This is a genomic window from Paraburkholderia sp. 32, from assembly GCF_050435345.1.
GTDB lineage: Bacteria > Pseudomonadota > Gammaproteobacteria > Burkholderiales > Burkholderiaceae > Paraburkholderia > Paraburkholderia tuberum.
In genome coordinates this window covers 3158648-3184881 of the sequence record NZ_JBNDKD010000001.1, presented here as the reverse complement: position 1 = coordinate 3184881, position 26234 = coordinate 3158648, and the positions used below count along the sequence as shown (strand labels likewise).

General features: G+C 66.6%; 19 protein-coding genes. 5 read left to right on the top strand and 14 right to left on the bottom strand.

Translation table 11 applies throughout. From position 1 onward, the window contains the following. Nucleotide 1 precedes the first annotated feature (1 nt). Nucleotides 2-577 (bottom strand): YceI family protein, encoded by a 576-nt coding sequence (locus OKW26_RS14685; protein WP_090810112.1) that lies wholly within the window; start codon nt 575-577, stop codon nt 2-4. A 116-nt stretch (nt 578-693) separates the two neighbouring features. Further along, entirely contained in the window at nt 694-1257 is a 564-nt protein-coding gene (locus OKW26_RS14680) for a cytochrome b (protein ID WP_429354068.1), read from the bottom strand. 273 nt (nt 1258-1530) lie between these two features. Between OKW26_RS14680 and OKW26_RS14675 the strand changes: the two genes are divergently transcribed. After that, on the top strand, nt 1531-2781 hold the full coding sequence (locus tag OKW26_RS14675) for an arsenic transporter (protein ID WP_429354067.1): 1251 nt from the start codon (nt 1531-1533) through the stop codon (nt 2779-2781). On the opposite strand, the gene OKW26_RS14670 is transcribed toward OKW26_RS14675, so the two are convergent. Next, complete coding sequence (locus OKW26_RS14670) at nt 2770-3048, bottom strand: hypothetical protein (RefSeq protein WP_429354066.1); 279 nt, start codon at nt 3046-3048, stop codon at nt 2770-2772. The two genes, OKW26_RS14675 and OKW26_RS14670, sit on opposite strands and share 12 nt — an antisense overlap. 317 nt (nt 3049-3365) lie before the next feature. Further along, complete coding sequence (locus OKW26_RS14665) at nt 3366-3704, bottom strand: hypothetical protein (RefSeq protein ID WP_429354065.1); 339 nt, start codon at nt 3702-3704, stop codon at nt 3366-3368. A 247-nt stretch (nt 3705-3951) separates the two neighbouring features. Here OKW26_RS14665 and OKW26_RS14660 point away from each other — a divergent pair, with 247 nt between their 5' ends. The 3 genes from OKW26_RS14660 to OKW26_RS14650 are packed head-to-tail and all read left to right on the top strand — an operon-like array spanning nt 3952 to nt 6356. Next, the gene (locus OKW26_RS14660) at nt 3952-4245 is read left to right on the top strand and encodes an EF-hand domain-containing protein (RefSeq protein ID WP_429354064.1); all 294 of its coding nucleotides are present in this window, start codon (nt 3952-3954) and stop codon (nt 4243-4245) included. Nucleotides 4246-4272: 27 nt separating this feature from the next. Further along, nucleotides 4273-4986 carry a response regulator gene (locus OKW26_RS14655; RefSeq protein ID WP_090806371.1) on the top strand — a complete coding sequence of 238 codons (714 nt, stop codon included), beginning with the start codon at nt 4273-4275 and terminating at the stop codon, nt 4984-4986. Further along, nucleotides 4983-6356, top strand: a complete 1374-nt coding sequence (locus OKW26_RS14650) for an ATP-binding protein (protein WP_429354063.1) — start codon at nt 4983-4985, stop codon at nt 6354-6356. The genes OKW26_RS14655 and OKW26_RS14650 overlap by 4 nt, the downstream gene beginning before the upstream one ends. Nucleotides 6357-6384: 28 nt before the next feature. Here the strand turns inward: OKW26_RS14650 and OKW26_RS14645 are convergent, their stop codons facing one another. The 10 genes from OKW26_RS14645 to bcsD all read right to left on the bottom strand — a co-directional run bounded on the left by OKW26_RS14645 (nt 6385) and on the right by bcsD (nt 23400). Further along, on the bottom strand, nt 6385-6651 hold the full coding sequence (locus OKW26_RS14645) for a hypothetical protein (protein WP_429354062.1): 267 nt from the start codon (nt 6649-6651) through the stop codon (nt 6385-6387). A gap of 155 nt (nt 6652-6806) precedes the next feature. Continuing rightward, nucleotides 6807-7133 (bottom strand): transposase, encoded by a 327-nt coding sequence (locus tag OKW26_RS14640; protein WP_429354061.1) that lies wholly within the window; start codon nt 7131-7133, stop codon nt 6807-6809. Between the two features lie 209 nt (nt 7134-7342). Further along, nucleotides 7343-10003 carry a response regulator gene (locus OKW26_RS14635; RefSeq protein WP_429354060.1) on the bottom strand — a complete coding sequence of 887 codons (2661 nt, stop codon included), beginning with the start codon at nt 10001-10003 and terminating at the stop codon, nt 7343-7345. A 573-nt stretch (nt 10004-10576) separates the two neighbouring features. Then, complete coding sequence (locus OKW26_RS14630) at nt 10577-15319, bottom strand: cellulose synthase subunit BcsC-related outer membrane protein (RefSeq protein ID WP_429354059.1); 4743 nt, start codon at nt 15317-15319, stop codon at nt 10577-10579. Then, nucleotides 15310-16497, bottom strand: coding sequence for a cellulose synthase complex periplasmic endoglucanase BcsZ (bcsZ, locus tag OKW26_RS14625; RefSeq protein ID WP_429354058.1), 1188 nt, complete (start codon nt 16495-16497; stop codon nt 15310-15312). Before bcsZ ends, OKW26_RS14630 begins: the two co-directional genes overlap by 10 nt. Before the next feature lie 14 nt (nt 16498-16511). Further along, nucleotides 16512-19076 carry a cellulose biosynthesis cyclic di-GMP-binding regulatory protein BcsB gene (bcsB, locus tag OKW26_RS14620; RefSeq protein WP_429354057.1) on the bottom strand — a complete coding sequence of 855 codons (2565 nt, stop codon included), beginning with the start codon at nt 19074-19076 and terminating at the stop codon, nt 16512-16514. 3 nt (nt 19077-19079) lie between these two features. Beyond that, the gene (gene bcsA, locus OKW26_RS14615) at nt 19080-21287 is read right to left on the bottom strand and encodes a UDP-forming cellulose synthase catalytic subunit (RefSeq protein WP_429354056.1); all 2208 of its coding nucleotides are present in this window, start codon (nt 21285-21287) and stop codon (nt 19080-19082) included. Continuing rightward, nucleotides 21284-22072, bottom strand: coding sequence for a cellulose biosynthesis protein BcsQ (gene bcsQ, locus OKW26_RS14610; RefSeq protein ID WP_090806355.1), 789 nt, complete (start codon nt 22070-22072; stop codon nt 21284-21286). Before bcsQ ends, bcsA begins: the two co-directional genes overlap by 4 nt. Further along, nucleotides 22069-22797: a cellulose biosynthesis protein BcsP gene (bcsP, locus tag OKW26_RS14605; RefSeq protein WP_429354055.1), complete on the bottom strand. Its 729-nt coding sequence runs from the start codon at nt 22795-22797 to the stop codon at nt 22069-22071. Before bcsP ends, bcsQ begins: the two co-directional genes overlap by 4 nt. A 147-nt stretch (nt 22798-22944) precedes the next feature. After that, nucleotides 22945-23400 (bottom strand): cellulose biosynthesis protein BcsD, encoded by a 456-nt coding sequence (gene bcsD / locus OKW26_RS14600; RefSeq protein WP_090806351.1) that lies wholly within the window; start codon nt 23398-23400, stop codon nt 22945-22947. Nucleotides 23401-23899: 499 nt separating this feature from the next. Here bcsD and OKW26_RS14595 point away from each other — a divergent pair, with 499 nt between their 5' ends. Next, the gene (locus OKW26_RS14595; protein ID WP_429354054.1) at nt 23900-26221 is read left to right on the top strand and encodes an EAL domain-containing protein; all 2322 of its coding nucleotides are present in this window, start codon (nt 23900-23902) and stop codon (nt 26219-26221) included. The last annotated feature ends 13 nt before the right edge of the window (nt 26222-26234 follow it).

The window sequence follows — 26234 nt, the reverse complement described above, 5'->3', positions numbered from 1 at the left end:
GTTATTTCTTCGCCGCGACCAGATGAAATTTGATGACGACTTCGTCGGCGACCACCGACGTGTCTTTCCATTCGCCGGTGCCGACGTCGAACTGCGTGCGCTTGATCGGCAGCGAGCCGTCGAAAGTTTGCGTGGCGCCCTGGCTCGCGATCACGACCGGCACGACGACCGTTTGCGATTTGCCTTTGATCGTCAGCTTGCCGGTCACCTTGTACTGGTTGCCGCCAGCCGGCGCGATCGAGCTCGACACGAAGGTCGCGCTCGGGAAGGCGCCGCTGTCGAACCATTCCTTGCCTTGCGCCTGCTTGTTGTAGTCGTCGGCGCCGAGGTCGTAGCTCGCGGTGTCGATCGACACGTTCGCGCTGCCCGCAGCCGGCTTCGCCGGATCGAAATTCAGTTGCGCGGAGAACTTCCTGAACTTGCCGTCGACGGGCACGTTCATCTGTTTGGTCGTGGCGATGACGCTGCTTTTCGCGAGGTCGACGTCGGCGTGCGCGAGGTTCGCGCCGAGCAGCGCAAGCACCGCCAAAGAAGCGAGCGTCGCGCGACGAGTGGAGAGATAAAAAGGTGTCTTCATGATGGTACGCATCCTATCCGAGCTTCGCGGCCTGATTGCACACCGCGAGGAATTTGATTGCCAACCAGTCGTAACCAATCGACAGGAGTTATGGCTTTCTTCAAGCCGTCATATCGTTATGCGCGGGTCTTCAGAAACGGCACCATGCGCGCGAGCAATCCGTCGCGATCGATGAACTGATGCTTGAGCGCCGCGAGCGCGTGCATCAGCACGAGCGCGAGCAGCGTGTAATTGAGCAGCACGTGCACCGTGCGTAGCGCGGCCTTCAGCGCCTGATCGGGACCGATGATCGTCGGCAGCGGCACGATGCCCAGATACACGACCTGAATGCCGGCCGCCGAGCTGTAGAAGTAGCCGGACAGCGGAATCGCGAGCATCAGCAGATACAGCAGACCGTGCACCAGATGCGCGGCGGCCTTCTGCCACGCGGGCGTCGCGGCATCGAGCGCGGGCGCGCGATGCGTCGCGCGCCACAGCACCCGCAGCAGCGCCAGCGCGAACACGGTCACGCCAATCCATTTGTGCCACGAGAAGTACTTGAGCTTCGTCGGCGTGAAGCCGGGGATATCGGTCATGATCCAGCCGATGTAGAAACCGCAGATCATCAGCGCGGCGACCAGCCAGTGCAGCGCGATCGCCGCGCCGTGGTAGCGCGTGGGAGCGCAAGCGTGTGTTTGCATCGTGTTCTATCCGTTGCTCGCGAGAAGCCGCGTGAGAATGCGGATAGTAGGGATGCCAATACAAACCGAATAGGCGGGTGCGCGGGAACAGATCGTTGTCGCGATGATGTTAATCGTGTGGAAAGGCATGCGCGCTGAAGGTCCGCGCATGAAGGCACGCACACTGCTATGGAGCGCTCGCCGTGGTACCGCTGTGGTAATTTGTTGCCCCGAACAACAAGGTTGCGCGCTTTGCGCAGCCACCGACATAACCCATTATCCGGGCGTCAAGCCGTGAATTCCATTTTTCTTTCCTGGAGTATTGCCGCGTTCGCCACCGCCGGCGTGATCATACGGCCGTTCAAATGGCCCGAAGCCGTGTGGGCCGTCGCCGGCGCGGTGCTGCTCGTCGCCCTCGGCCTATTGCCCTTGCATCTCGCGGTCGAAGCGATCGGCAAGGGCACCGACGTCTATCTGTTCCTGTTCGGCATGATGCTGCTATCCGAAGTCGGCCGCCGCGAAGGGCTGTTCGACTGGGTCGCGGTGCTCGCTGTCAATCATGCGCGCAGTTCGCCGCGCAAGCTGTTCGTGCTCGTGTATCTGTTCGGCGTGGTGATCACCGCGTTTCTTTCCAACGACGCCACCGCCGTCGTGCTGACGCCCGCCGTGTTCGCGGCGGCGAAGAAAGCGAAGACACCGCCGCTGCCGCTGCTGTTCGTCTGCGCGTTCGTCGCCAATGCGGCGAGCTTCGTGCTGCCGATTTCGAATCCGGCCAACATCGTGCTGTACGGCAATCACACGCCGCCGCTGGGACCGTGGATGCTGCGCTTCACGCTGCCATCGGTGCTGTCGATCGCCGCGACCTTCGTGATGCTGCGCTGGACGCAACGCGAGGCGCTCGCTGGCGTCTGCGAGGCAAATCTCGACGCGATCGAGCTCTCGGCGAGCGGGCGCGTCGCGCTCGCGGGCATCGCGGTGACGGCCGGCGCGCTGCTGACGGTCTCCGCCTACGACATCCAGCTCGGCCTGCCGACCGCGATCCTCGGCACGCTGACCGCGCTCGTCGTGCTGATCAAGGAGCGCAGATCGCCGCTGCCGATGATGCGCGAAATTTCGTGGAACGTGTTGCCGCTCGTCGCCGGGCTGTTCGTGCTGGTCGAGATGCTCGATCACACCGGTGTGATCAACCTGTTCGCGGGTGCGTTGCGCCGCGCGACCGAACACAACGAAATGGAAGCGGCTGGGTGGGCCGGCGCGAGCGTCGCGTTCCTCAGCAATCTGATCAACAACCTGCCGGCCGGCTTGATCGCGAGTTCGACCGTGATGCAGGCGCATAGCCCCGAGCGCGTGATCGACGCGCTGTTGATCGGCGTCGACCTCGGGCCGAACCTGTCGATCACCGGCTCGCTCGCGACGATCCTGTGGCTCAACGCGATTCGCCGCGAAGGCGAAGACGTCAGCTTCATGAAGTTTCTGAAAGTCGGCGCGCTGGTGATGGTGCCCGCGCTCGTGCTGGCGCTTGGGGCGCGGATATTAACTGGCTGAACGGATGCAGGACCCGCCCGCCATCAGCGGGCTTGTGCAGGAACCGACGCGCGTCGCGCCGGCGAGCTCGTCCAGTCGCGCGCCGACCGAGCGCAGCCTTGCTTCGAGGTGGGCGACGCGCTGGCGTTGCGCGGGCACCATCGACGAACGGTTCAACGCATGCAGCCGACGATGCCAGTACGACAACGGAAAACGGTCGCGCCCAGAAAGTGCGTTGAAAACGACTTCGAGGTGGGCGATTTCCTTGTCGATATCTTGGTAGCTCATCACAAAGGTCCAGGAAAGAAGGTGGGATAAGGGGCGCGCGAACCTGACAGGGATCGCAAGGTCCGTTCCATCCCGCCTATATGTAGTCAATATCAGCCGTGCCGGCGCAGAGCGCCACATCGGGCGCGCGCCTGGCGCGGTGCGCGATGGTAAGAAGCGGCAAACTCCATGCAAGCTTTACGCGGCGCTCCACCTTTCAACGGGACAACGGGAATTCACCAGGCGTGCCGGCGAGGCACGTGTCCTATGCTGAGTCAACGGCGTGGGTCGGTCTCGGGGCGATCGAAACCGCCCGCGCGACGGCCCGGCGCGCGCTTTCAACGCGGCGCGATCACGAGCGGTTGCGCATAGCTGACCGTCGGCGCGGGCACTACCGCATAGTTGAGCGCGGGCGGCACGACCACGGCAGCGGCGGCCGTCGTGCTGGCCGGCTGCCCGGGCGGCGCCGCGACGATGGTCGCGGCCGCCACAGGCACGGCGACAGGCGGTGCCGATACGTACACGGGATTGACCGGCACCGGGTAGTAGACCGGCCGCGGCGGCGGCGCGTAAACGACGGCGGCGGGCAGATAGACGACGACTCGCGCGTAGGCACCGGAAGAACAGGCGAGACCGATGGCGGTGAAAGTCGAGGCGCAGGCGAGACGGATAGTCATTTGGGACTCCTGATACGTGAATGCCGACGAACGGCAGACGGAACGATACGCAGCAGGCCCGCAAAACGAAACCGCGAACTCATTTCATTCGATGTCAAGCTGCAGCGGCACCCGGTGCCGTGACATGATTCGACATGATTCTCGAATTGCGATCGCGCGGCGTCTGACCAACAATTCGGCCTGTCATCGAAACGGCTCGCGGCACCCAGGCAGGCGACGGTCGATGTTCCAACCGAAGGAGTCAGTCATGAAGAAGTTGCTCGCCACCGTGCTGCTGTGCTGCGCGTCCACCGTCGCGTTCGCTCAGGCCGCCGCGCCGCAAGGTATCAGCCAGCAGCGGATGGAGCGCATGGAGCAGCAGTTGCAAACGCGTTTTTCAAGCGCGAACACCACCCACGACGGCGAGCTGACGCGCGACCAGGCAGCGGCCGGCATGCCGCTGCTCGCGCGTCATTTCGACGAGATCGACACGCAGAAGGCCGGCTACATCACGCTCCCGCAGATCGAGGCATTCATGCAGGAACGCGGGGCCGCACACTGAGCGGCTCGGTTATCGAGGAGCTTTCGGATGGAACGCCCCGCCAGGATCATCGTGCTCGACGACGAAGCCGAGTTGCGCAACATGCTGCTGCGCTTTCTGCGCGGTCATGGCTTCGACGTGCGCGCGGCCGAGGACGGCAAGCGCCTGAATCGCTACCTGGAGCGCGAGCCGTTCGACCTGCTGATACTCGATCTGATGATCGGCGAAGAGGACGGCCTCGAGATCTGCGCGAAGCTGCGCGCTCAAGGGCAGACCTTGCCGATCCTGATGTTGACGGCGAAGGGCGATCCGCTCGATCGCGTGACCGGCCTCGAAACCGGCGCCGACGACTACCTCGCGAAACCGTTTCTGCCGCGCGAACTGGTGGCGCGAATCAATGCGTTGCTGCGCCGCCAGAAGATGGCCGCGGGCGACCTCACGCTGACGTCGCAGCGCGTGCGTTTCGGCGACTTCACGCTCGACATCGGCAAGCAGGAGCTGTCGCGCGCGGGCGAGCCGCTCGAGATTCATTCCGCGCAGATGCTGCTGCTGGTCGCGCTCGCGTCGTCGCCGAATCGTGCGGTGAGCCGCGACAACCTGCTCGCGCGTGCGCGAGGGCGCGACCATGACGCGCTCGATCGCAGCATCGACGTACAGGTGCTGCGGCTGAGGCAGATCGTCGAGGACGATCCGTCGAAGCCGCGTTTCATTCGCACCGTCTGGGGCGTCGGCTATATGCTCGTCGCCGATGTCGAATCATGATGCGCTCACTGTCGCGCGCACTGCTGCCGCGCACGCTGCTCGCGCGCAATATCGCGCTGTTGATCGCGCTCGTGATGCTGAGCCAGATCTGCTCGATCGTCGTGCTGCTGCATTACGTGCAGCGGCCACGCGTCGAACGCGCGGCGGCCGTGTTCGCGACCTACGTGACGACGCTCGACAACCTGCTCGCGGCCACTCCGCCCGCCTCGCGCGCGGCGCTGACCGCGCGTCTCGACGCGCGCGAGCAGTTGCCGCCCGAAGCGACGGACACACCGCCGCACGATCTGTTGCGGGTGTACAGCACCTATCAGCGCGGCGTTTTCATCGACAGCCTGCAAAAGCATCTGCCCGCCGATATGCCCGTGCGGTGGCAGACCGAGGGCGCGCAGCGGCTGTGGATTCGCATGCATGCGCCGGCTGCCGGGTCCGACCACGCGGCCGGTTCGTTGGCCAGCGCGCCATACTGGATCGCGCTGCCGGTTCCCGAGGACGCGCAGGGCAGCGGCCTCGAAGCGGCGATCTTCCTGTCGTTGGGTCTCGGCGTGCTCGCCGCGCTCGCCGGCTACGCGATCCAGCTGCACCTGAACGAACCGTTGCACGAGCTCACGCAAGCGGCGCGGCGCGTCAGCGCCGGCGACCTGCCCGCGCCGCTGCCCACCGACGGCCCCGCCGAAATCGCCGCCGTGGGCAGCGCTTTCAATCAGATGACGCGCGCGTTACAGGACGCCGAAGCGACGCGCGCGTTGATGCTCGCGGGCATCTCGCACGACATCCGCACGCCGTTGACGAAGCTGCGCCTTTCGATGGCGATGGCGATGCCGCAGGGGGCCGACAGCAGTTTCGTGATCGCCGCCGAATCGTATCTCGATCAGATCGAGACGATTCTGCAGCAGTTCATGGATTACGCGGGCAGCGGCGAGCGCGAGGAAGCGCAGCCCGGCGATCTGAATGCGCTGATCGAACGGCTCGCGGGCGACTTCGCGGGGCTCGGGCACGAGTTCGACCTGTCGCTGGGCAGCTTGCCGGCCGTTCGATATCGGCCGATCAGCATGATGCGGCTGCTGATGAATCTGATGCAGAACGCGATCGTCTACGGCGGCAGCGGGCTTGCGGTGCGCACGTGGGCGACGCAGGACGCGGTCACGGTTGCGGTCGGCGATCGCGGTAAAGGTTTGACGGCGGAGGAGTTGGAGAAGCTGAAGGCGCCGTTCCAGCGCGGCCGCAATGCGCGTGCGCATAGCGGCGGCACGGGGCTGGGGCTGTCGATCGTCGATCGGATCGCGCGGCTGCACGGCGGCGGCCTGCAGTTTCATCCGCGCGACGGCGGCGGCCTCGAAGTGTGGGTCGTATTGCCGGTCGAGGCGGCATGATGGGATGAGGCGGTGGCGTTCTTGCCGCTCACTCGCGATCGACCCACGCGTCGAGCCCGACCCGAAACGCAACGCCCGCGATGACCGGCACCGTCAGCATCAGGATGATGCCGAAGTTCGGGATCTCGTCGCCGTACATGATCGGGTTGTACAGCACGACGCCCGACACGATCGTGAACATCACGACGCCAATGGCGACCATCAGGAGATTGCGCACGGACATGGACAGCGTCTTGCGTTTCGGCTTGTCCGTCGTGTCGTGAGCGCCGGGTGCTTCGTCGTGTTGGGCAGGCATGATGGTTCTCGTGGCAAAAAATGCGGCATCGGAAGCGGGTGCGGCGGGCACCGCGCCCGGCATCATACCCGCACCCGCGCGGCTGATGCAGATCGGGGCCGCGCCGTTGCGGTACTCATCCTTACCAACAATATATGCCATTCCAGGCCGCGATTTCAGGCGTCGGCAGTCGACCCCGCCGGAGGCGCCGAATCCGCGCGAGACGCCGATACAAGCGCGCAACCGCTCAGGCCGAGCTCGTCGAGAATCGCGCTCATCAAGCCCGTGCGGCGCCATTGCAGCCACCTGATGTAGCACGTCTGCGACGGCGGAAACGTGCCGGGCAGCCGATGCCATTTCTCGTTGCGCGTGACGACCCACAGAATCGCGTCCAGGATCTCGCGCGGAGGACGCGCGGGCCGGCCCAGACGTTTCTTCGGGTCCTGCTTGAACAGATGACTGATGCGCGCCCAGGCGTCATCGGAAAGAGGAAGATCTAGCATGCCGCGAACACCTGACTGACCGGTTTATGTCGATCTTACGGTTTGGGCGGTTCCTTCTAATTCCGGATTTACACGGGGTTTGGCCCGCTGAACCGCGGATTGCTTCGCGTCCGATGATGCTAGCGTTGCTTTCCTGACCTTCATCTGCGACGCGCCGGGGATTACCGCGACCACGTTGAAGGAGCTGACGCTGATCTCCCTCATAGCATCTAGGACGCCGCTTCGGTGTGGTCGAGCCATTGCGCGAACTCGTGTCGCAACTGCGCGATATCGAGCGGCTTGCCGAGTAGCCGTGCACCCGGAATCGCCGCCCCGATCTCCGCGCTGCGACCGTAGCCCGACACCAGCAGCACGCGTATCTCCGGCTGCACGCGCCGCACCGCGCGCGCGAGTTCGTGGCCGGACATGCCGGGCAGCGTGAGGTCGGTCAACAGTACGTCGTAGCGTTGCATGTTCGCGAGCGGCAACGCTGCTTCCGCGCTCGCGACCGCGGTGCAAGCGAGGCCTAACGCGCCGAGCAGTTCGCCGAGCGCCTCGCGCGATTCGGTGTCGTCCTCGACGAACAGCACGCGCGCGGCTTCGTGGGCCCCACGCGGCTGGATCGGCTTGTGCGGCTTTTTCTTCGGCTCTTTGTTCGACGCTTTCCGCGGGCCCTTCGCAGTAGCGCACGTGTTGGCGCTTTCGTACGCGGCGGGCGGCACGCATGCGGCGATACGCGCTTCGCGCATCCCGGCCGCGAGGTCCGCGCGCGCGGCGCCCGCGCGTAGAACGTTACGCACCAGACGGGCAAGATCGTCGCGCCGGTACGGCTTCGACAGCAGCGTGATACCCGCGTCGAGCTTGCCGTGGTGGACGATTTCGTCGCGCGTATAGCCCGACGTGAACAGCGTAGGCAGCGGTGGCGTGCGCGCGGCCGCGCGTTGCGCGAGCTCGACGCTCTTCAGCTTGCCGGGCATCACGACGTCGGTGAACAGCAGATCGATCGGCATGTCGCTGTCGATGAATTCGAGCGCCGCGTCGCCGTTCGACGCGGTCAGCACCTTGTAGCCGAGCTGCGCGAGCATTTCGACCGCGGTCAGCCGCACGTCGGCATCGTCCTCGACGACGAGTATCGTTTCGCCGCCGCCGACCGGTGCCGCGGTGCCATCGACGGTCTCCGGCGTCTCCGCCTCGCAGCAGCGCGGAAAGAACAGCGACACCGTGGTGCCGTGTCCCACTTCGCTTTCTATCGACACATGCCCGCCGCTTTGCCGCGCGAAGCCGAACACCATGGACAGGCCAAGGCCGGTGCCGTGGCCATCGGGTTTGGTCGTGAAGAACGGCTCGAACACGCGTTGCAGCACTTCGGGCGGCATGCCCGAGCCGGTGTCGGCAACCGAGAACTCCACGTATTCGCCGGGCGACAACTCCGGCTTGCCGCGGCAGAACGCGGCGTCGAGCGTGCGGTTGGTCGCGCGCACGGTCAGCACGCCGTCGGCGCGCATCGCGTCGCGCGCATTGATCGCGAGATTGAGCAGCGCGTTTTCGAGCTGGTTGCGGTCGACCTGCACGTTCCACAGATCGTCGCTGAGCACCGTGTCGATCCGCACCGTTTCGCCGAGCGCGCGATGCAGCATCTCGCTCATGCCGGTCAGCAGGCGGCGCGGATTCAGCACGGTCGGCGACAGCGGCTGACGCCGCGCGAACGCGAGCAGATGTGCGGCTAGCTTCGCGCCGCGTTTGACGGCATCGGTCGCGGCGGATAGACGCCGCTGCGCTACCGGGTCGTCGTTGGCGTCGGCGGCGAGCATCTGCAGATTGCCGTTGATCACCTGCAGTACGTTGTTGAAGTCGTGCGCGACGCCGCCCGTCAGGCTGCCGATCGCTTCCATCTTCTGCGCCTGGCGCAGTTGTTCCTCGGCGAGCGTGCGCGCCGCGATCGAATCGGCGACGCGCTGCTCGAGCGTTTCGGTCAACTGAAGAAGCTGCTGTTCGGCGATCTTGCGATCGTGAATGTCGATCAGCACGCCCGGAAAGCGCGTCGGTTCGCCGTGTTCATCGAACTGGCAGCGGCCGTTCGCCTGTACCCACATATAGCCGCCGTCAGGCCGCCGGATTCGGTACTCGGCGCGAAACGGCTCGCCGCTGCGGATCGCTTCGGCGGTCAGGCGGTCGTTGAGCGCCTGGTCGTCGGGGTGGATCATCTGCGTCACGGCATCGCGCGCGACGCCCTTCGACGCTTTGTCGCGCGCAAACAGGAAGGTCCGCGCGAAGCGTTCGTCGCCCGTGACCTCGCCGGTGCGCACGTCGAGCACCCAGGTGCCGAGCACCGCGCCGGTGTTCAGAGCGAGCTGCAGGCGTTCGTTGGTCTCGTGCAATTCGGTTTCGGCTTGCTGGCGCATCCGCTCGGTCAGCACGCGCCCGGTGGTCTCGACGACCATCGCGAGCACGCCGGCCGGCGCGCCGCTGTCGCCCGCGACCGGGCTGTAGTACAGATCCATCCACACGTCTTCCGGCTTGCCGTCGCGCAGCAGCATGAGCGCCTTGTCGCGATACGACAGCGTGCCGCCCGCGAGGCAGGTGACCATCACGTGATGGTTGAAATCGGCGACTTCGGGCCAGCCGTCTTCGACCGGACGGCCGAGCAGATACGGATGCCGCCCGCCCGCGAAGAGCGCATAGGCGTCGTTGTAGATCATGTAGCCGGGCTCGCCCCACAACAGCACGAGCGGCACCGGCGAGGCGAGCATCATCTGGACCGTCGAGGTCAGACTGCGCTGCCAGTTTTCGATCGCGCCGAGGGTGGTGGCGCGCCAGTCGAATTCGCTGATGCGTCGCGCCATCTCGCCGCGCCAGCCAGCGCAGCCGCAGTCTTGTGCCGGAAAAGGCATGCAGCGCTCCACGTGAAATCACGTCGAAAATGATTGGCTCTTGACCGAAGCGTCGAGGGTTCGCGCGCGTTGCGCAGCCTCGCGAACCCCAAATATTGTAGGGCACAACGCCTTGTCGTTGATGCATCGCAGACGCTATTCGGGGTTTTGCCGGGTAAGCACCCGTGTCCGAAACCGTACCAATTTGGCACCTCGTTCGATGCGCGGGCGACATTTACCGCGAGGCGCGTTTGCTGCGCGGCGAAAGCGGCAGAAGCGCCCGCATTTCCGGCGTGGCTCGATACCTTCGCGTAGGGCGTGGTCGTGCCCGCTGTCAGGTGCGAATCGTGCTGCCGTCCCCGATTCCTGCGCGAGCTTCGAACGTCAATGGAACGCACCGTACGATGGCGAAGGAAAACATCACACGATATCCACTCCCCAAACCCGCCGTCGAGCTCGTGAGCAGCCACGAGGCCGGCTATCTCGAGCATGGCCGGCGCTATGCAATGGAGTGCGAACGAAAGTGAGGGCGGGGGCGACGAGGCTTGCGATTCATCGAATGCAAGCCGCGACCTCACCCAACGAGTGCGTCCGTCAGTTGGACAGCGACAGATACTGCGACGTCAACGGCACCGGCGGGAACGGCTGCAAGCCGGTCTGCTTGTTGAAGCTGTAGCGCACGTACACGGCCGCGAGCCACTCGCGATATTCATAGGCATTGCCGAGCGACGCGGTCGCCCCGACCGCGAGCTGCGGCGCGAGCTGATATTCACCGACGCCGCTGATCGAATACGACACGCCGGTCTTGCTCTGACCCGGGTAGACGGCGGTCAGACCGTTGCCGAGGGATTGCGCGGCGGCCGCCGCGTCGCCTTGCCGCGTCGAGCCGTCGTTCAGCGGGAAGTAGTTCGACGCATCCTCGCGATAATGCTGCACGCCGATCGACCCCTTCACGTCATATGTAAACAGGCCCGCGCGGCCCGACCATTCGACCGGCAGATTCAGGATCACGTACTGCTGCGGACTGAAGTAGCCGCCCTGGCCATAAGTGAAGTACGACAGATTGCGGTTGTAGCCCATGATCGTCGTGTTCACGCCGACCGTCAGCGTCTGGTCGGCGTCTTTCAGCAGACGCGTGTAGACGCCGCCGCCGCCCTTGATCGCGTTGTTGCTCGGCACGTTGGTGCCCATGTAGTGCTGATACGACGCGTTCACGTACAGGCCGCTCGTGCCGTCGTCCCAGCTGAGGCTGGCAAGCGCGCCGTTCGACGTGACGCCGCCCCATTCGAGGCCGGCGGCCGCATCGCGCGCGCCCGCGTACGACAGCAGGCTGTCCGTCACCGCGCGTCGCGCGACCGCGATCGAGTACGAGACCTTGTCGGTGATGCCGCCGTTGTATTGCGCGCCACCGACGATGTTGGTCTCGCGCAAGCCGATCGGCGTCACGCCGATATCGCCGCTGATGCTGCGACTGTCATAGCCGACGGACAGGCCCACACCGCTCGCGGTCTGGCTGCCGTAGTTGTTGGTGCCGTTCTGCGCCGCCGATTTCGACGACGCGCTCGAAAGCCCCGCGCCGAAGCGCGCGAGCGTCGACGTGCTGTTCGACGCGGTGCCTGCGTCGAGCGTGACCGGGGTCGCGGTCACGACCACGTGACCGTTGCCCGCCTTGATACGCCCCTGAATCGGCGCCTCGATGTCGGTGAGCGACGACAGTCCGTCCTCGCCGACGCGATTGCGGAAGATCAGGCCGCCCGACACGGTGCTCGACTGCTCGCGATTGACCTGCGCAAGCTCCTCGGCGACGCCGAGCGTCTGCGCGTTCGCGACGTTCGACTGCGGGTTGTTCTGCGCGTTGCTGCCGGGCGGGTAGTACGGCTGCGCGTAGCCGGCCGGCGGTTGCGGAATGTACGGCTGCTGCGCGTAGTAGCCCTGGTTCGGGTAAGGCTGCTGTTGATAGGGCTGTTGCGGCGGGTACGGCTGATACGGCTGCGCGTAGCCCTGCTGCTGCGGATACGGCGGCGGCTGCGCGTAGACCGGCGCGGGTTGGCTCGTTTTCGCCGTGCTCTTCTTGGCGCTCTTCTGCGTGCTCGTGCGTGTCGATCCGTACGGCAGCGCCGTCGTCGACGCGGCGTTGGCCTGCGCTTGGCGCGCGGCTGGCGACATAGGCCACGGTGTGGCCGCATAGCCCTCCTGCGCGCCATAGGGCTGCTGCCCGTACGCCGGTTGCCCGTATGCCGGTTGCCCGTACGCCGGTTGCCCGTATGCCGGTTGCTGCGGATACGCTTGCTGCTGCGGGTAAGGCTGCGGCTGCGGATACGCTTGCTGCTGCGCATAGGGCTGCTGCCGCGCATAGCCCGCGTCGTACTGCTGCCGCGGCATCGGCTGCCCAGGCACCTGACCTTGCCCGGGATAAGGCTGCAACGGCGCGCCCGTCTGGCTCGATCCGTTGGATTCCTGTCCGTAGCCGCCGACCTCGGCGGCGGAGCGGGGCGCTCCGTACGGTGCGGCGACCGGCGCGGGCTGTGCGGCAGGCGCGTTATAAGGCGTCGCGGCGGGCGCCGTATAGGGCGCGACATAGGGCGCGACATACGGCGCGGGCTGAAGGGGCGGCGGATAGTTCGGCACGGTCTGCGTCGGCGAGGAAGACTGCGTATTCAGGAACGGAAGCGCGGGACGCGCGGCATTGTCGGCGACGCCCGAAGGGACGATCGCCGTTTTGCCTTCGAATGGATTGGTGCCCGGCAGCGGCGTCGCGCCGATCTGGTTCATCGCCGCTTCCCAGCCGCGCGGCACGTTGGTGCCTGCGTTGCGGGGCGCGTTCGCCGCCAGCGGCGTATTGGCCGCGACCAGCGAGCGTTGCAGATAGGTCGACGCGAGCGACAGCTTGCCCTGGGCGCGATACATGCGCCCCACGGTCGCGAGCACCCCCGGGTCGTTGGGCGCGAGGGCGAGCGCCTGGTTCGCGAGCGTTTCTGCGTAGCTGAACTGCTTCGCGCCGGCCGCGGCCGAGATCGCCGCCTGCAGCAGATTCAGATCGTCGGGGCGGCGCTGCAGCGCGACGCGGAAGCTAGTGAGCGCGTTGCGGTCGTCGCCCGCACTCGCATACATGCGGCCGAGCGCGGCCTGCAGGTCGGGGTTGTCGGGCATCGCGGCGAGCCACGGCGCGATCACGTCGTAGGCGCTCGCGAGATCGCCGCGCAGGCGTACCGCGTCGGCTTGTCGGATGACGATGCCGAGATTCAGGTTGTTGAAGTCAATCCGCTGTTGCGTCGTCAGTTGCATGCCTTGCAACTGGCGCATCACGGCGCCGAGCTCGGCCTGCTGGTTGGCCGCGGACAGAATGCTCGCGTATTGCAGCAGCAGATCGGTGTTGCCGGGCGCCGCGCTCATCGCGCCGCGCACGAGTGCGAGCGCGCGGGTCGGGTCGCCGGCCTGCTGGTAGGCGCCGGCGATCACGCCGATCAGCTCGGGGTTGTTGCCGGCCACCGGCTCGGCGGCGCGCAAGGTCGCGATGGCCTGCTGCGTCTGGCCGTTCTTCGCCATGCGCGTCGCGAGGTCGGCCTGCCGATGCACCCACAGCCGATGCTGCAACGTCGTCATCGCATCGGTGCGCTGTGCGGGCGCAATACGGTCGAGCTGCGCGAGACCGGTCGACCAGTCCTGCGTTTCCGCCGACAGCAGCGCGCTCGCGTACAGCGCATCGGTCATGTCCGGATGCGCGGCGAGCAGACCGTCCATCATGCTGCGCGCATTCGCGACCGCGCCCTGGCGCACGTAGATGCGCGCGAGGTCGAGCCGCAGCCACGGATCGTCGGGCTTGTTCAGCAGCGCGTCTTCGAACAGGCTGCGCGCGCTGCCGAGATCGCCGCGCGCTTCGGCCGCGCGCGCCTGCGCTGCCTGCGCGTCGCCGCGCAAACGGTCGATGCCGCCGACCTTCGCCTGTTGCTGCGCGTTCAGCTGATTGGCGAACCGCAGCGCCTCGTCGGCACGGCCCTGCGCGGCGAGCGCACCGACGAGGCCGCGAATCGCGTCCGGGTTGTCGGCCTGGCGGCGCAGTGCCATCCGGTATGCCTGCTCGGCGCCGGCCGGGTCGCCGGTCGTGAGCAGCATTTCACCGAGCTGCACCTGGGCGGTCACGTCGGACGGATTCAGCGCGATCGCGCGCTCGAACAGTCCCTTCGCCTTCGCGAACTCGCCATTGCTGCGCGCGCCGATCGCTTCGCTCGTGTAGGTCCAGTAGGTCGCGCTGTCGAGCGCGGTTTTCCAGCGCGCCGGATTCGGTCCGCGCGAGGCACGCTCGAGGTAGTTGCGCGCCTCGGCGAAACGCTCCTGCTTCAGCGCCGCGATGCCCATGCCGCCGAGCGCGTCGGTATCGTTAGGACTGTTCGCGAGTACCGACGAGAACCTGGCGCGCGCGCTCACGATGTCGTCGCGGTCGAGCGCGGCGAAGCCGTCGGCGATCACGCGGCCGCGCGCGTCGGCGGCGGCGTTTTCCTGCGCGCGCGCGCGCGCCGCGCTGTCCTGCTGCACCATCGAATCGAAGCGCGCCTTCACGGCGGCATCTTCGCCGGCGGTCTGGAAGTACGACTCGTACAGCGCGGCGTCCGAGGGCCGCGCGTCGAGCCACAGCAGCGCCTGGCGCCAGCTCTTTTTCGCCGCCGCGCCGACCGAGGTGTCGCCCGCGAGCTTTTGCAGCCGCGCGATACCGTCGCGCCGCGTGACGTCGCGATAGGTCAGATGCTGCGCGTACGCGAGTGCGAAGCGCGGGTCGTTGGGGTTGTCGTGGGCGAGCTGTTCGAGGCCGCGGCGTGCTTCGTCCCAGCCTTGCGGCGTCGCCGACAGCGCCTGGTAATACTCGAGCTGCAACTGGGGCGTGGCGGGCTTGCCGGCCAGCGCGCGCTGATACTCCTGCGCCGCGCTCGCGCTCTGACCGGCTTGCGCGAGCCGGCGCGCCTCGCTGATGGTCTGGTCGCGCGGGCTCGTTTCGCCAAGGCGGCGGCCGAGCTCATCGAGATTCGGATAATTCGGCGCGGCCGCCTTCAGCCGCGCGAGGTACTGCTGCGCGCCGGCGCCGTCCTTGCGGTCGGCCAGCACCATGCCCATGCCGAACAGGGCGTCGGGCTGCTTCGGATCGATGCTGAGCACCTTCTGCCAGGCCTGCTCGGCGAGGTCGCCGCGCTGATGCGACTGCCAGTACTTGCCCTGATCGATCAGCACTGTCAGCGGATCCTTGCTCGCCTGCGCGAGCGCATCGGGGGCGGCCGCGGCCGCGCACAAGAGCGCGCCGACGCACAGCGCGATATGCAGCGACCCGGCGAGGGCATTCAATCGCATGCGGTCCTCCAGGCGGGCACGAGACCGCCGGCTTCATCGAAGCGATAGCGGCCATCGATGAACCCCGTGCCGAACAGACCCAACACACGATCGTAGTACACCGGTTCACGGCCCGGAACGTTCGCGTCGAGCGCGGCGAGCCGCGTGCGCGCGAGGCCGAGTCCGTGCTCGTCGCCCAGTGTCTTGAAGTAGGGCGCGAGCGCGCCCCAATAGCTGAGTGGGCCTTCGCCGCTCGCCGCGCCGGTGGTCGACGACACCTTCTCCGGCGGGAAGCCGTTCTGCGCGACCTTCGCGCGCATGCCGCCGAGCGCGCCGAGCCACGGCTTCGCGAGCGGATCGGCGGGCGAAGCGAGGCCGGCCCACAGATAGACGCGGATCGCATCGTAGCTGCCGACGTCGCCGTTCTTCGGATCGACGACGAACCGACCGTTTTGCCACGCCGCCCAGTCAGGCGCGAAGCCTTGCGGCGACACGGTTTTGACGAACTGATAAGCGTTGTCGGCGAGCTTGGCCCACGGGCCGTCCGGCACCTCGTGCGCGAGCGCGCGCAAGACCGGCAGCGGCAGATAGCTCGGATTCAGACGCGTGACGTTGCCGTTCCTGAAGCCCTGCGCCCCCGGCAGCAGCATCGGCCCGAGGCCAGATAGATTCGCGACTTCGTCGCGCGCGATGCGCTCGGCGAGTGCCTGGCCCAGTTGCGTGTAGGCGGGGTTGTGCCACAGGCGGCCGGCCTGCAGCAGATCGTAGGCGATCCAGAGGTCGGAATCCGATGCCGAATTCGGATCGAGCACGCCGTACGAGCCGTCCGGCTTCTTGCCCCATTGCCATGCGGGCAGCCGCAGGTTCTGGACGTCGAACTGGTTGCCCGCGAGATTCGCGCGGGTCCAGCCGAGCAGCTTGTCGAAGGTCGCGCGGTCGTTGGCGACCAGCGCGAAAAAGAGCGCGTAGGACTGGCCTTCCGAGGTGGTCTGCTGGGCCGGCGTCGAGTAATCGATCACGCGGCCGTCGGCCTGGACGAAGCGTTGCACGAAGCTTTGCCAGGCGCCCCAGTCGCCGCATGCAGCGCCGTTCTGCGCGGCCTGAGCGGCGCCGCTCAAACCCGCCAGATTGGCCGACGCCGTCATGCCGATACCGAGCGCGAGCGCAAAAGAGGTTCTTCTGCTGATCCGAAACCGCATTCGAGTCATATCCATCAGTCCTTCAGTCGACGCGCGGCGATCGCGCGAAGCGTCCGGTAGCACAAGGCCGCGATGATCAGCGCGGCGAGCACGCCGCCGAGCAACAGCAGCAGCGGATGCGACGACAGTGCCCAGCGCAGATACTCCTGCGGCGACAGACGGCCCACGTAGTATGCGGTGCCGTTCGACGTGATGGTGACGGCGCGGCCATGGATCACGGCCATCGCGCCTTGAATCTTCGGCAGCACGTCGGCGTCGAGCAGCGCGGCGGACAGATCGGCATCCGACGGGCCGGCCGCGCTGATCAGCGCAACCGCGCTGCGGCCTCGCTGCAGCGGCGACTCGAAGCCGGTTAGCAGCGCCGCGCCGTTCGAGCTGACCATCGTCAGATCGGCACGCGCGGGCGTGCGCTCGACGCCGCGCTCGCCGTGCCACCAGTCCCGCAGCTTGAACACGAGGTCGGTGAGCTGGAACGTGTGCGCGGCGCCGTCGCTGGAGAACGGCATCGACTTCGACCAGCGCTGCAACAGCGGCTGCTTGCCAGGCGCGCCGAACACCAGCAGGTCCTTGTCGGCGAGGCGCTCGACGTCGGCCGCATGGGTGACGGTCACGCCGGAGACCGGATAGCCGGTCGATTCGCCCATCCGGCCCATCGTCAGCAGATACAGGCTGTAGTCGCTCGCGTCCGGGTCGTCCGGCAGCACGACGGCGGTCTCGGAGAGGTCCGCCATCCGCGTGAACGGAAAGCCGCTGTTGGCGAACGCGGCCAGATCGGGCAGCGCCATGTAGTGCGGGAACGACGACAGGTCGATCGTCGAGTTCGGATCGATCGCGCCGACCACGTTCTGCAGCAGGCGGCCCGCGCATTCGCCGGTGTTCGGGATGTCGTAGTAGAAGTGCAGCCGCAGCTGTATGCGCGGCGTCATCAGCAGCGGCGGGATGCGGATGTTGCGGCGCGCGTCGGCGGTGCCGTCGGGCATGATGAGGTTGAAGTAGCGGCTCAGGTCGAACACCGACGCAGGGCGCGCCGGAATCGGCAGCGCCTGCACGAAGCCGTTGTTCACGCTGATGTTCAGCGACGAGCGGTCGCGCGCCGGCCGCACCGTGTAGCGGTAGCGCAGATCGATCGGCACGCCGCGCGTGTGCCACATGAACAGATCGGGCGGCACCCGCATGTTGATGCGCACCGCGTCGGCGTCGTAGCCGAACACGGTCAGGTCTTTCGGATCGGCGAGCTCGCCGAAGCGCACCGCGCGGTCGGTCGGCAGCCAGTTCGGCGCGTCGTACGGCACGCGCGGCGTAATTTCGTTCAGCGACGTGATCGTGGCGCTCGCGCCGGACAGCGCGCTATGGCCGATCCCGAGCGACTTCGCGGCGGTCTTCAGCTCGGCCTCGTTGCGGCCGAGCACGAGCAGCAGCTTGCCGCGCGCGTTCGCGTCGCGCTCGACCACCGCGATGGTCGGCCCGGTGATCTCGGGAATCGTCACGCCGGCCGGATGCTGGTCGCTGGTCGCGAACACGACCGCGTTGCCCGACAGCGGCGCGTTGTCGAGCTGGGTGGGAAACACCGCGCCGCGGTAGCCGGCGAGCGAGCCGAACCACGACGCGACGATGCCGGCGGCTTCGAGCGTGCCGTTGCCCGGCTTCTGCGCGAGCACGAACGGCAGCTCGAGGCGGCGCACGTCGCGGCGGTCGAAAAACGGCTGCGGCAGCGCGGCCAGCTCCGCTTTCGTCGCGAGCGACGAGTAGGTCAGGTCGAGCGAACTCGCGTTGCTGATCGTCGCCCACAGCGACGAGTTGGCGGGGTCTTCGCAGGCCGTCGTGTAGTGGCCGATCAGCTGCAGGTTCAGGTGGTTGAAGTCGGTGATGAAGCGCGGATCGATCGTGATCTCGCGCGCGACCAGCATGCCGGCCTGCTCGTGCGGCAGCGGCAGTGTCGCCGCGACTTCGCCGTTGACCAGCACCTTCAGCTGCGACAGGTTCGCCAACAGCGCGGGCGAATAACTGTAGATCAGATGCAGCGTCGCGCCGGTCACGACCTCGTCGCCGCGCACCGAGAACGCGATGCCGTTCTGTCCGTCGACGCCGCGCAATTGCAGCGGGTCGAGCGCGCCGAAGTCGGCGAACGTCAGCGTCTGGCGGCGGCCGCCGGGCACCAGCGTGCCGGGCTCGGCGGTGGTCGGCGTGCGCATGCCGAGCGCCTTGACGGACGCCGCCGCGAGCGCGGGCGTCGGCGTGGCGAGCTGGCCCTGGGCGATCGGGTTCGGATCGAACGGCACCGCCGCGCTCGGCGCGGGCACGTTGCCGACACCGGTCGCGACTTGCGGGGTTTGCGGCGCGCCGGCGGGTGCCGCCGCGTCCGACGCCGGTTTGGCCGCGGCGGCGGCAGGGCTGGCCGCTTCAGCGAGCGGCACGAACGACGCCAGCGCGGTCTGCAGCGCGAGCCAGCAGGCGACGCCGCGCATGATTCGCCGCGAGTGTCGCAAGCCGCGACAAGCAAACAGGCGCGATTGGGGTCCAGTGCTGTTGCGCCCGTGTGCCGGGCGTTCGATATTGTCCGTGGCCATCCGGTAGCCCATAGATCAGTCTTTCGTTTTTAGCTTCTTGACGTCCGCGGGACGGCTTTTGATCGAACTGCGCAAGTCGTCGTACAGATGTTCGAACAGCCCCGCGATGCCGCGCACGCCGACCTTCAGCACGTGCGACAGACCGCGCAGCGGGGTGTCCGTCTCGCGTCCCTCGGCCCAGCCGGTCCACGCGTCCGCGCGGGCGAAAGTGGTTTTGATGAACTCGTACTCCTGTTCGCGCGACATCGACGAAAAGCGCAGCCCCACGCGTCCCGGCTCGGTAAAACTGACGGTGGCGGGGAACGCGTACTCTTCGTCGCCGCGGAACAGCGACACGGTCACGCGCTCCTGCATCGGCACTTCGATGGTGCTGGGCAGCGCGACGCCGACGCCGCCTTCCGAGTAGTCGATCGTTTCGCACGCGAGCGTGCGGCCGGTCGAGAACTTCAGCATCACGGGCATCTTCATCGCGACGCGCGGCACCGCGCGGATCTGGCGGCGCTCGCTCGCGGCGGCCACGCTCGCGCCGAGGATCAGCATGTTGTAGCTGGTCCACGCGAGATTGAGCAGTGTGGTCTCGACGATGCTGCGCACGTGCCAGTTCATGTAGATGTGCACCAGACCCGCGAGGAAACCGAGCAGGTTCAGCAGCAGCAGGAACAGATACGGTCGCGAGATCGACCAGTCGAAGTAGCTCTTCTCGATCACGCCGCCCTTGGCCGTCACGTTGAACTTGCCGAGCTTCGGGTTGATCAGCGCGAGCAGCGTCGGCGCGGTGATGTACGACGCCAGCACCGACTCGTACACCTCGGCCCAGAACGAATGGCGGAACATGCGCTGCATCCGCGAGTTGGTGATGCTCGCGTGCATCATGTGCGGCAGCGCGTAGATCGCGATCGTGCTGGCCGCCGCCTCGATCACATGCGCGCCGAAGAACAGATACGACAGCGGCGCGGTCAGGAACACGAGACGCGGCACGCCGTAGAAGAAGTGCATCATCGCGTTCAGGTAACACAGCCGCTGGCCGATCTTCAGCCCCTTGCCGGTGAGCGGATTGTCGATGCGGAAGATCTGCGTCATGCCGCGCGCCCAGCGGATGCGCTGGCCGATGTGGCCCGACAGGCTTTCGGTCGCGAGGCCGGCGGCCTGCGGAATCGCCAGATACGCGGTGGTGTAGCCGAGGCGGTGCAGCTTCAGCGCGGTGTGCGCGTCCTCGGTGACGGTCTCCACCGCGATGCCGCCGATCTCGTCGACCATGCTCCGGCGCAGCAGCGCGCACGAGCCGCAGAAGAACGTCGCGTTCCACAGATCGTTGCCGTCCTGCACGAGGCCGTAGAACAGCTCGCCTTCGTTCGGCACCTTGCGGAAAGTGCCGAGGTTGCGCTCGAACGGGTCGGCGGAGAAGAAGTGGTGCGGCGTTTGCAGCATCGACAGCAGCTTGTCGCGCAGGAACCAGCCGAGGCCGATCTGCAGGAACGAGCGGGTCGGGATGTGATCGCAGTCGAAGATCGCGAGGTACTCGCCGCTCGTGATCTTCAGCGCCTCGTTGATGTTGCCGGCCTTCGCGTGGCGATTGTGCGTGCGGATCGTCCAGTTCACGCCGACTTCCTCGCAGAACGCCTTGAACTCGGCGCGGCGGCCGTCGTCGAGCACGTGGATCGACATCTTGTCGGCTGGGTAGTCGAGCGCGAGCGCCGCGTAGATGGTCGGCTTCACGACGGCGAGCGGCTCGTTGTAGGTCGGGATGAACACGTCGACGGTCGGCCATTCGTCGCGATTGGCGGACAGCGGCATTGGCTTGCGCTTGAGCGGCCACGCGGTCTGGAAGTAGCCGAGCATCAGCACGATCGTCGCGTAGAGCTCGGCGGACACGAGCAGCAGACCCCAGGCGGCGTCGAGCGGATGCTCCCAGTAGGTCGTTTCGGTCAGCCGCCAGTACATGTAGCGGCCCGACGCGACGATCGACAGCATGATCATCACCATCGTCGCGTAGCGGCCGGGACGACGGCGAAACAGCAGCGCGAGCACGAAGCACAGGGTCGCGAAGGTCAACTGCTGATAGAACTCGAGCGGCACCGTGAACACGAAGTACAGCATGTACAGCGCGAGCATCGTGACGAGCCCGGTGACGATGCGGCTGTTCCAGAAGCTTGCGTCGATGAAGCGTTGGAAGCGCGACGGCTCGCCGCCCTCGGGCTCGCGCGAGGAGGCTGGACTGCTCATGCGACGTTCCTTGGCCGGGCGGCGATCGCGTCGAGCGCCGCCATGAGCCAGGCGGCGCATGCGCGGAAATCGGCGGCGGCCTGGCTCAGCGGATCGTAATGGATCAGCGTGGTGTCGCAGGCGAGCGCTTCGCTGACGCCTTCGTCGAGATGGATCACGCCGGGGAACACCTTGCCGGCGAGCATCTGACGCAGCACCTTCAGCACGTCCTTGGTCAACTGGCGGGATTGGTCGATCTGGTTGATCACGTAGCCGACGCCGCCGAAGTCCGCGCGCGGCGCCGCGTAGGTTTCGATCAGCCGCTCCATCTGCGGGATCGCTGCGTACGACGCGGCGTCGGCGAGCACGATGTTCAACGCGAAGGTGGCCGCGCTCAGCGCGGTTCGCACGTAGGTCGACGAGCCGGGCGGCGTATCGACGATCACGATGTCGGACGCATCGAGCCGCAGGTGCTGCAGCGACTGCGCGAGCCATTGCGGATGCTGGTCGATCTGCGCCTCGAGGCGGCGGCGGTCGTCCTCCAGCAGCGCGCCGTACGGCAGCACGGTCACGCCGTCGATACCGTCGAACATCACCGTTTGCCACGGGTTGCCCGAGAGAGTCGCGCGCGACAGGCCGTCGATGCTGTCGAGCGGCACGCCGAAGTGCAGCCGCAGGGCGTTCTGAGGATCGAGATCGAGTGCAATCACACGCCGGCCGCTGTTGGCGAGCACGGAGGCGAGATTGGCGGCGAGGGTGGTCTTGCCGACCCCCCCTTTGGCGGACACCACGGCAATGACTTTCATGAGCGACGCGGACCGTTGGTGAGCCACGAGGCGAAGCCGCCGCGCGCGGTGCCGGCGGGTGCTTGCGTGCCTTGGGCGGACGTGCCGCGCAGACGGTCGAACACCGAGTTCAGCGACGCGGCCGCGGCCGCTTGCGGCGGCGCGCTCGGGGTTTGCGCTGCAAACATCTTGCCGAGGATCGACGGCGGTTGGGCCGGTTGCGCGGGTTGGGCCGTATAGGCGGGTTGCGGCGCTGGTGGCGGTGGCATCGACGATGCCGGTGCCGTGCTCGCGCTGCCATGAGCGGGCGCGGCGGGGCGTGTCCTGCCTGGCGCGACAGGCGCAATCGTTTGCGCGGCCGCCTCGTCGAGTTCGTCGGCCGTGCGGAAGCGTGACGCGCCGCTCGGCGCCGCGGGCTGGGCTGCTGCCACAGGTACCGGTGGAATGTCACGCCGGTGCGGGCGCGTGAACAGCGGTGCCTTCGCGCGCGTCACGGATGCCATGTCCTTCGGTGTCGTGTCCTCGTGGACGGCGGCCCGTGGCGCCACGGTTATCGGCGGCTGTGGTTTCGCGTCGCGAAGCTGGCCGATTGCCGGAATGGCCGGTTGCGTCAGATCGAGCGTCACGAGCAGCGGCCAACGAGTGCGCGCGGTGCGCGCGTCGTTCTCGCGGCCGATCTCCTGGTACGCGTTGGCGTCGCCGCCAAATTGCTCGAACAGTTTTTCGATGTCGCTCGATGAACTCATGATGCCGTCGTCTGTTACATACCGTGCATGGCCCCAAACCGACTGCTCGGGGTGCTGTTTATTTGAACTGCCTTCCCTGATCCTGCGTGGCGGCTGTATCGCCGTCGCACGCTCGTTCGCACGTACGCGTGCAGCACCCGCTGGTGCTCAGGCGGGGTGACGGCCGAGGCGGAATTCGAGCGAGCTGTCCTCGCCGAACGCGCTCGTCTGCACGACCGACAAACCCTGCGCGCCCAACGCGCTCAACCACGTCTGATAGGCGCCTTCGAGAAATGCCGGCGTCCAGGCGAGCGCCGATTCGCCGAAGGCGGGCAGCGGCGCGCAATAGTGAATGATGCGCAGCGACTCCGCCTCATCGGCGAGCGCGACGTAACCCCAATCCATCTGATGCCAGTAAGAATTCAACACCTGCTCGAGCTCGGCCGTCGATGCGCAGGCGGGCAGCGGATACGCGAGCGCGAAACGGCTGCCGACGCGATGCATCAGTTGGCGCAGCTCGTCGTGTCCGATTTGCGCTTCGAACTCGCTCGCCAGCGCGCTCAGCATGCCGCGCCATTGCGGCGAGATTTGGCGTTCGAGCAGATAGTTGAGGATAGGGACCATGTTTTCCGGAAGTGGTCGCGGCCCGTTGCACATTGCGGACGTGACAGCCATTGAGCATTGGAGTCGTCGGCAATCGGGCGCCGATTACGTCATTTCTACCGGGTTGTCTAGGGTGTCCGGCACACATTGCAATCAGTCTACTTAAGACACAGGCTTTTAGCCACTTTCCATTGCTCGGCTTATACGGTAATAAGCGCGCAATCGAGCCACATGAATTACGTAATTTTTGCTGCTTAAAAGAAATTGAAAGGTTAATCTTCGCCTGGCGTGCGAAAAGGCCTGCGGAACCATAGGTGTATTAGCCGGCAAGCCGGCCTGCTTTGCGCTTTAGTCTTTTAATCATACATTCGGCGGATGGCGAGTCGCGCGAAAGATCGGCGCGGCGTCGTTCGGCACGCAGGCGTCGAATTTATACGTCGTGTTACGTTAGCCATAAATGTTTATCGAACGTTTGCCGATAACTATTGGCGGAGTGACCGGAAACCCTGATCAACCATCTATGTCTGCCATCCCGACGCAGCACCTGCCCGAGCCAAGCATGCGTGAGCGCTTTCACCGGCGCTCGCTCGACCATCAGCGGCCGCTTTCCCTCGTGACGATGGGCTTCACGGTGGTTGCGTTCCTGTGCATGGTAACGGCGCGCGAACTGGTCGGCGCACCGGCCGGGCCGCTCGCGTACCGGCTGCTATGCGCGCTCCTGCTCGCGCTGCTGGTGCTGGCGATCCCGCGCGCGAAGTCGACGGCGCTGTTCGGCGCGATCGGCGTCGCGTACGAACTGGTGCTGATCGCCGGGCTCGTGCTGAATGCGAAGGGCCTCGCGCATCCGTTGCCGTGGCTATTGCCCGCATTCGTGGTGATACCGATCTGCGCGGCGCCGCTATGGCTCACGCCCGCGCATTTCGTCACCGGCAGCGTGGTGTTCTACGCGGCGGCCATCGCGCTGCTGCGCGGCAAAGCTCATGCGCCCGAGGTCGAGGCGGCCGTGTGGACGTGGCTCATCGCGATCGGTGCGCCGACGGCGGTGGTATTCCATTTCGGCTTCTACCGTTTCCGGCGCAATCACTTTCTGCTCGAGAGCCAGCTCGCGCAACTCGCGGCGACCGATCCGCTGACCGGCCTGCAAAATCGTCGCTCGTTCGTCAAGCACGCGGAGGGACGCCTCGAGACGCTGGCGCCAGGGGCGCAGATCAGCGCGATCTTTCTCGACATCGACAGCTTCAAGTCGCTCAACGACCGCTTCGGTCATGCGGTCGGCGACCATGCGCTGTTCCAGGTCGCGCAGGTGCTGAAGGACGCGGTTGCGCTCTACCAAAGCGTGAGCCGCATCGGCGGCGAGGAATTCGCGCTGCTGCTCGACGATGATCTCACCGGCGCGCTGCAGATCGCCGAGCGGCTGCGTCTCGACATCGCCGCGATCGAACGGCCGGACGGCCATCTGACCGCGAGCTTCGGCGTCGCCGAGCATCGGCGCGGCGAAAGCTTCATGATGCTGCTCGATCGCGCGGACGAAGCGTTATTGCGCGCGAAGCAGACGGGGCGCAACCGTGTCTGCGCGGAGCGCGCGCTGCCGTTCGACGCGCTGCAGTCATCGTTCGGCGATCCGAGCGCCGACCCGGCGCGCTACCGCTGGGAAGACTTCTTTCTGATCTCGCACTTTCAGCCGCTCTACAGCCTATCGCATCAGAAGCAGGTCGGCTTCGAGGCGCTGCTGCGCGGAGAGCATGGCGACGGCACGCTGGTGCCGCCGGTCGTGATGTTCGCGCCGAAGCCGTCGAGCGACGAAGGCGCGCTCGACCGCGCGAGCCACGCGGTGCATCTCGGCAACGCACGTCGCGCGCTGCCCGGCGACGCGTGGCTGTTCCTGAACATCCTGCCGTCCACCTTCGTCGCCGAAGGCTACGCCGACCAGTTGACGAAGATCGTGCGCGCCGCGGGGCTCGAACCCGAGCGCGTGATCCTGGAGATTCTCGAATCGCATGGCGGCAGCGTCGACGAGATGTCGCGCGCGGCGGCGCGCTATCGCCAGCACGGCTTCCTGATCGCAGTCGACGACTTCGGCGCGGGCCAGTCGAATCTCGACCGGCTGCTGCGGATCCGGCCGGACCTCGTCAAGCTCGACGGCGAGCTGATTCGCGCGACCACGCACGGCACGCAGCAGCCGATCCTGCCGAAACTCGTGTCGCTGCTGCACCAGGCGGGGATGCTGGTGGTCGTCGAAGGCGTCGAGACGGCCGACGAGCTGATTCTCGCGGTCGAGTCGAATGTCGATTTCGCGCAGGGCTATCTGCTAGGGCGGCCCGCGGCAGAGATCGCGCCGCCCGACTCGGTGCATCGCCAGATCGACGATGCGTTCGACGTGATCGCGCAGGGCCGTGCGCATCAGCATGCGTTGTTCGAATCCGAAATGGAGCCGTACCGGCTCGAACTGCGGCGCGCGGCCGACGGCTTGCGCGCCGGCGCCATGATGGACGACGCGTTCGCGCTGCTCGCCACCTTCAAGCGTTGCATCAGCTGTTTCATCCTCGACGACACCGGCCGCCAGATCGGTCACGAGGTGCGCGGGCCGGCGTGGTGCGAGGACGCGGCGTCGCTGCAGCCGGTCGCGAATCCGCGCGATGCGCGCTGGGATCATCGGCCGTACTTCCGCAATGCGGTGCTGTTGCCCGGCGAGGCGGTCACCAGTAATCCTTATCTGTCGCTCGCGAGCGGGCGGCCGTGCATCGCAGTGACACTTGCCGCGCAGCTGGCGAGCGGGCGCTGTGTGTTGGGGGTCGAGCTGGATTGGTCGGCGCGAGGCTTGCCTTGGCCGGCGGGCGAGTAGGGGAAGTGAAAGG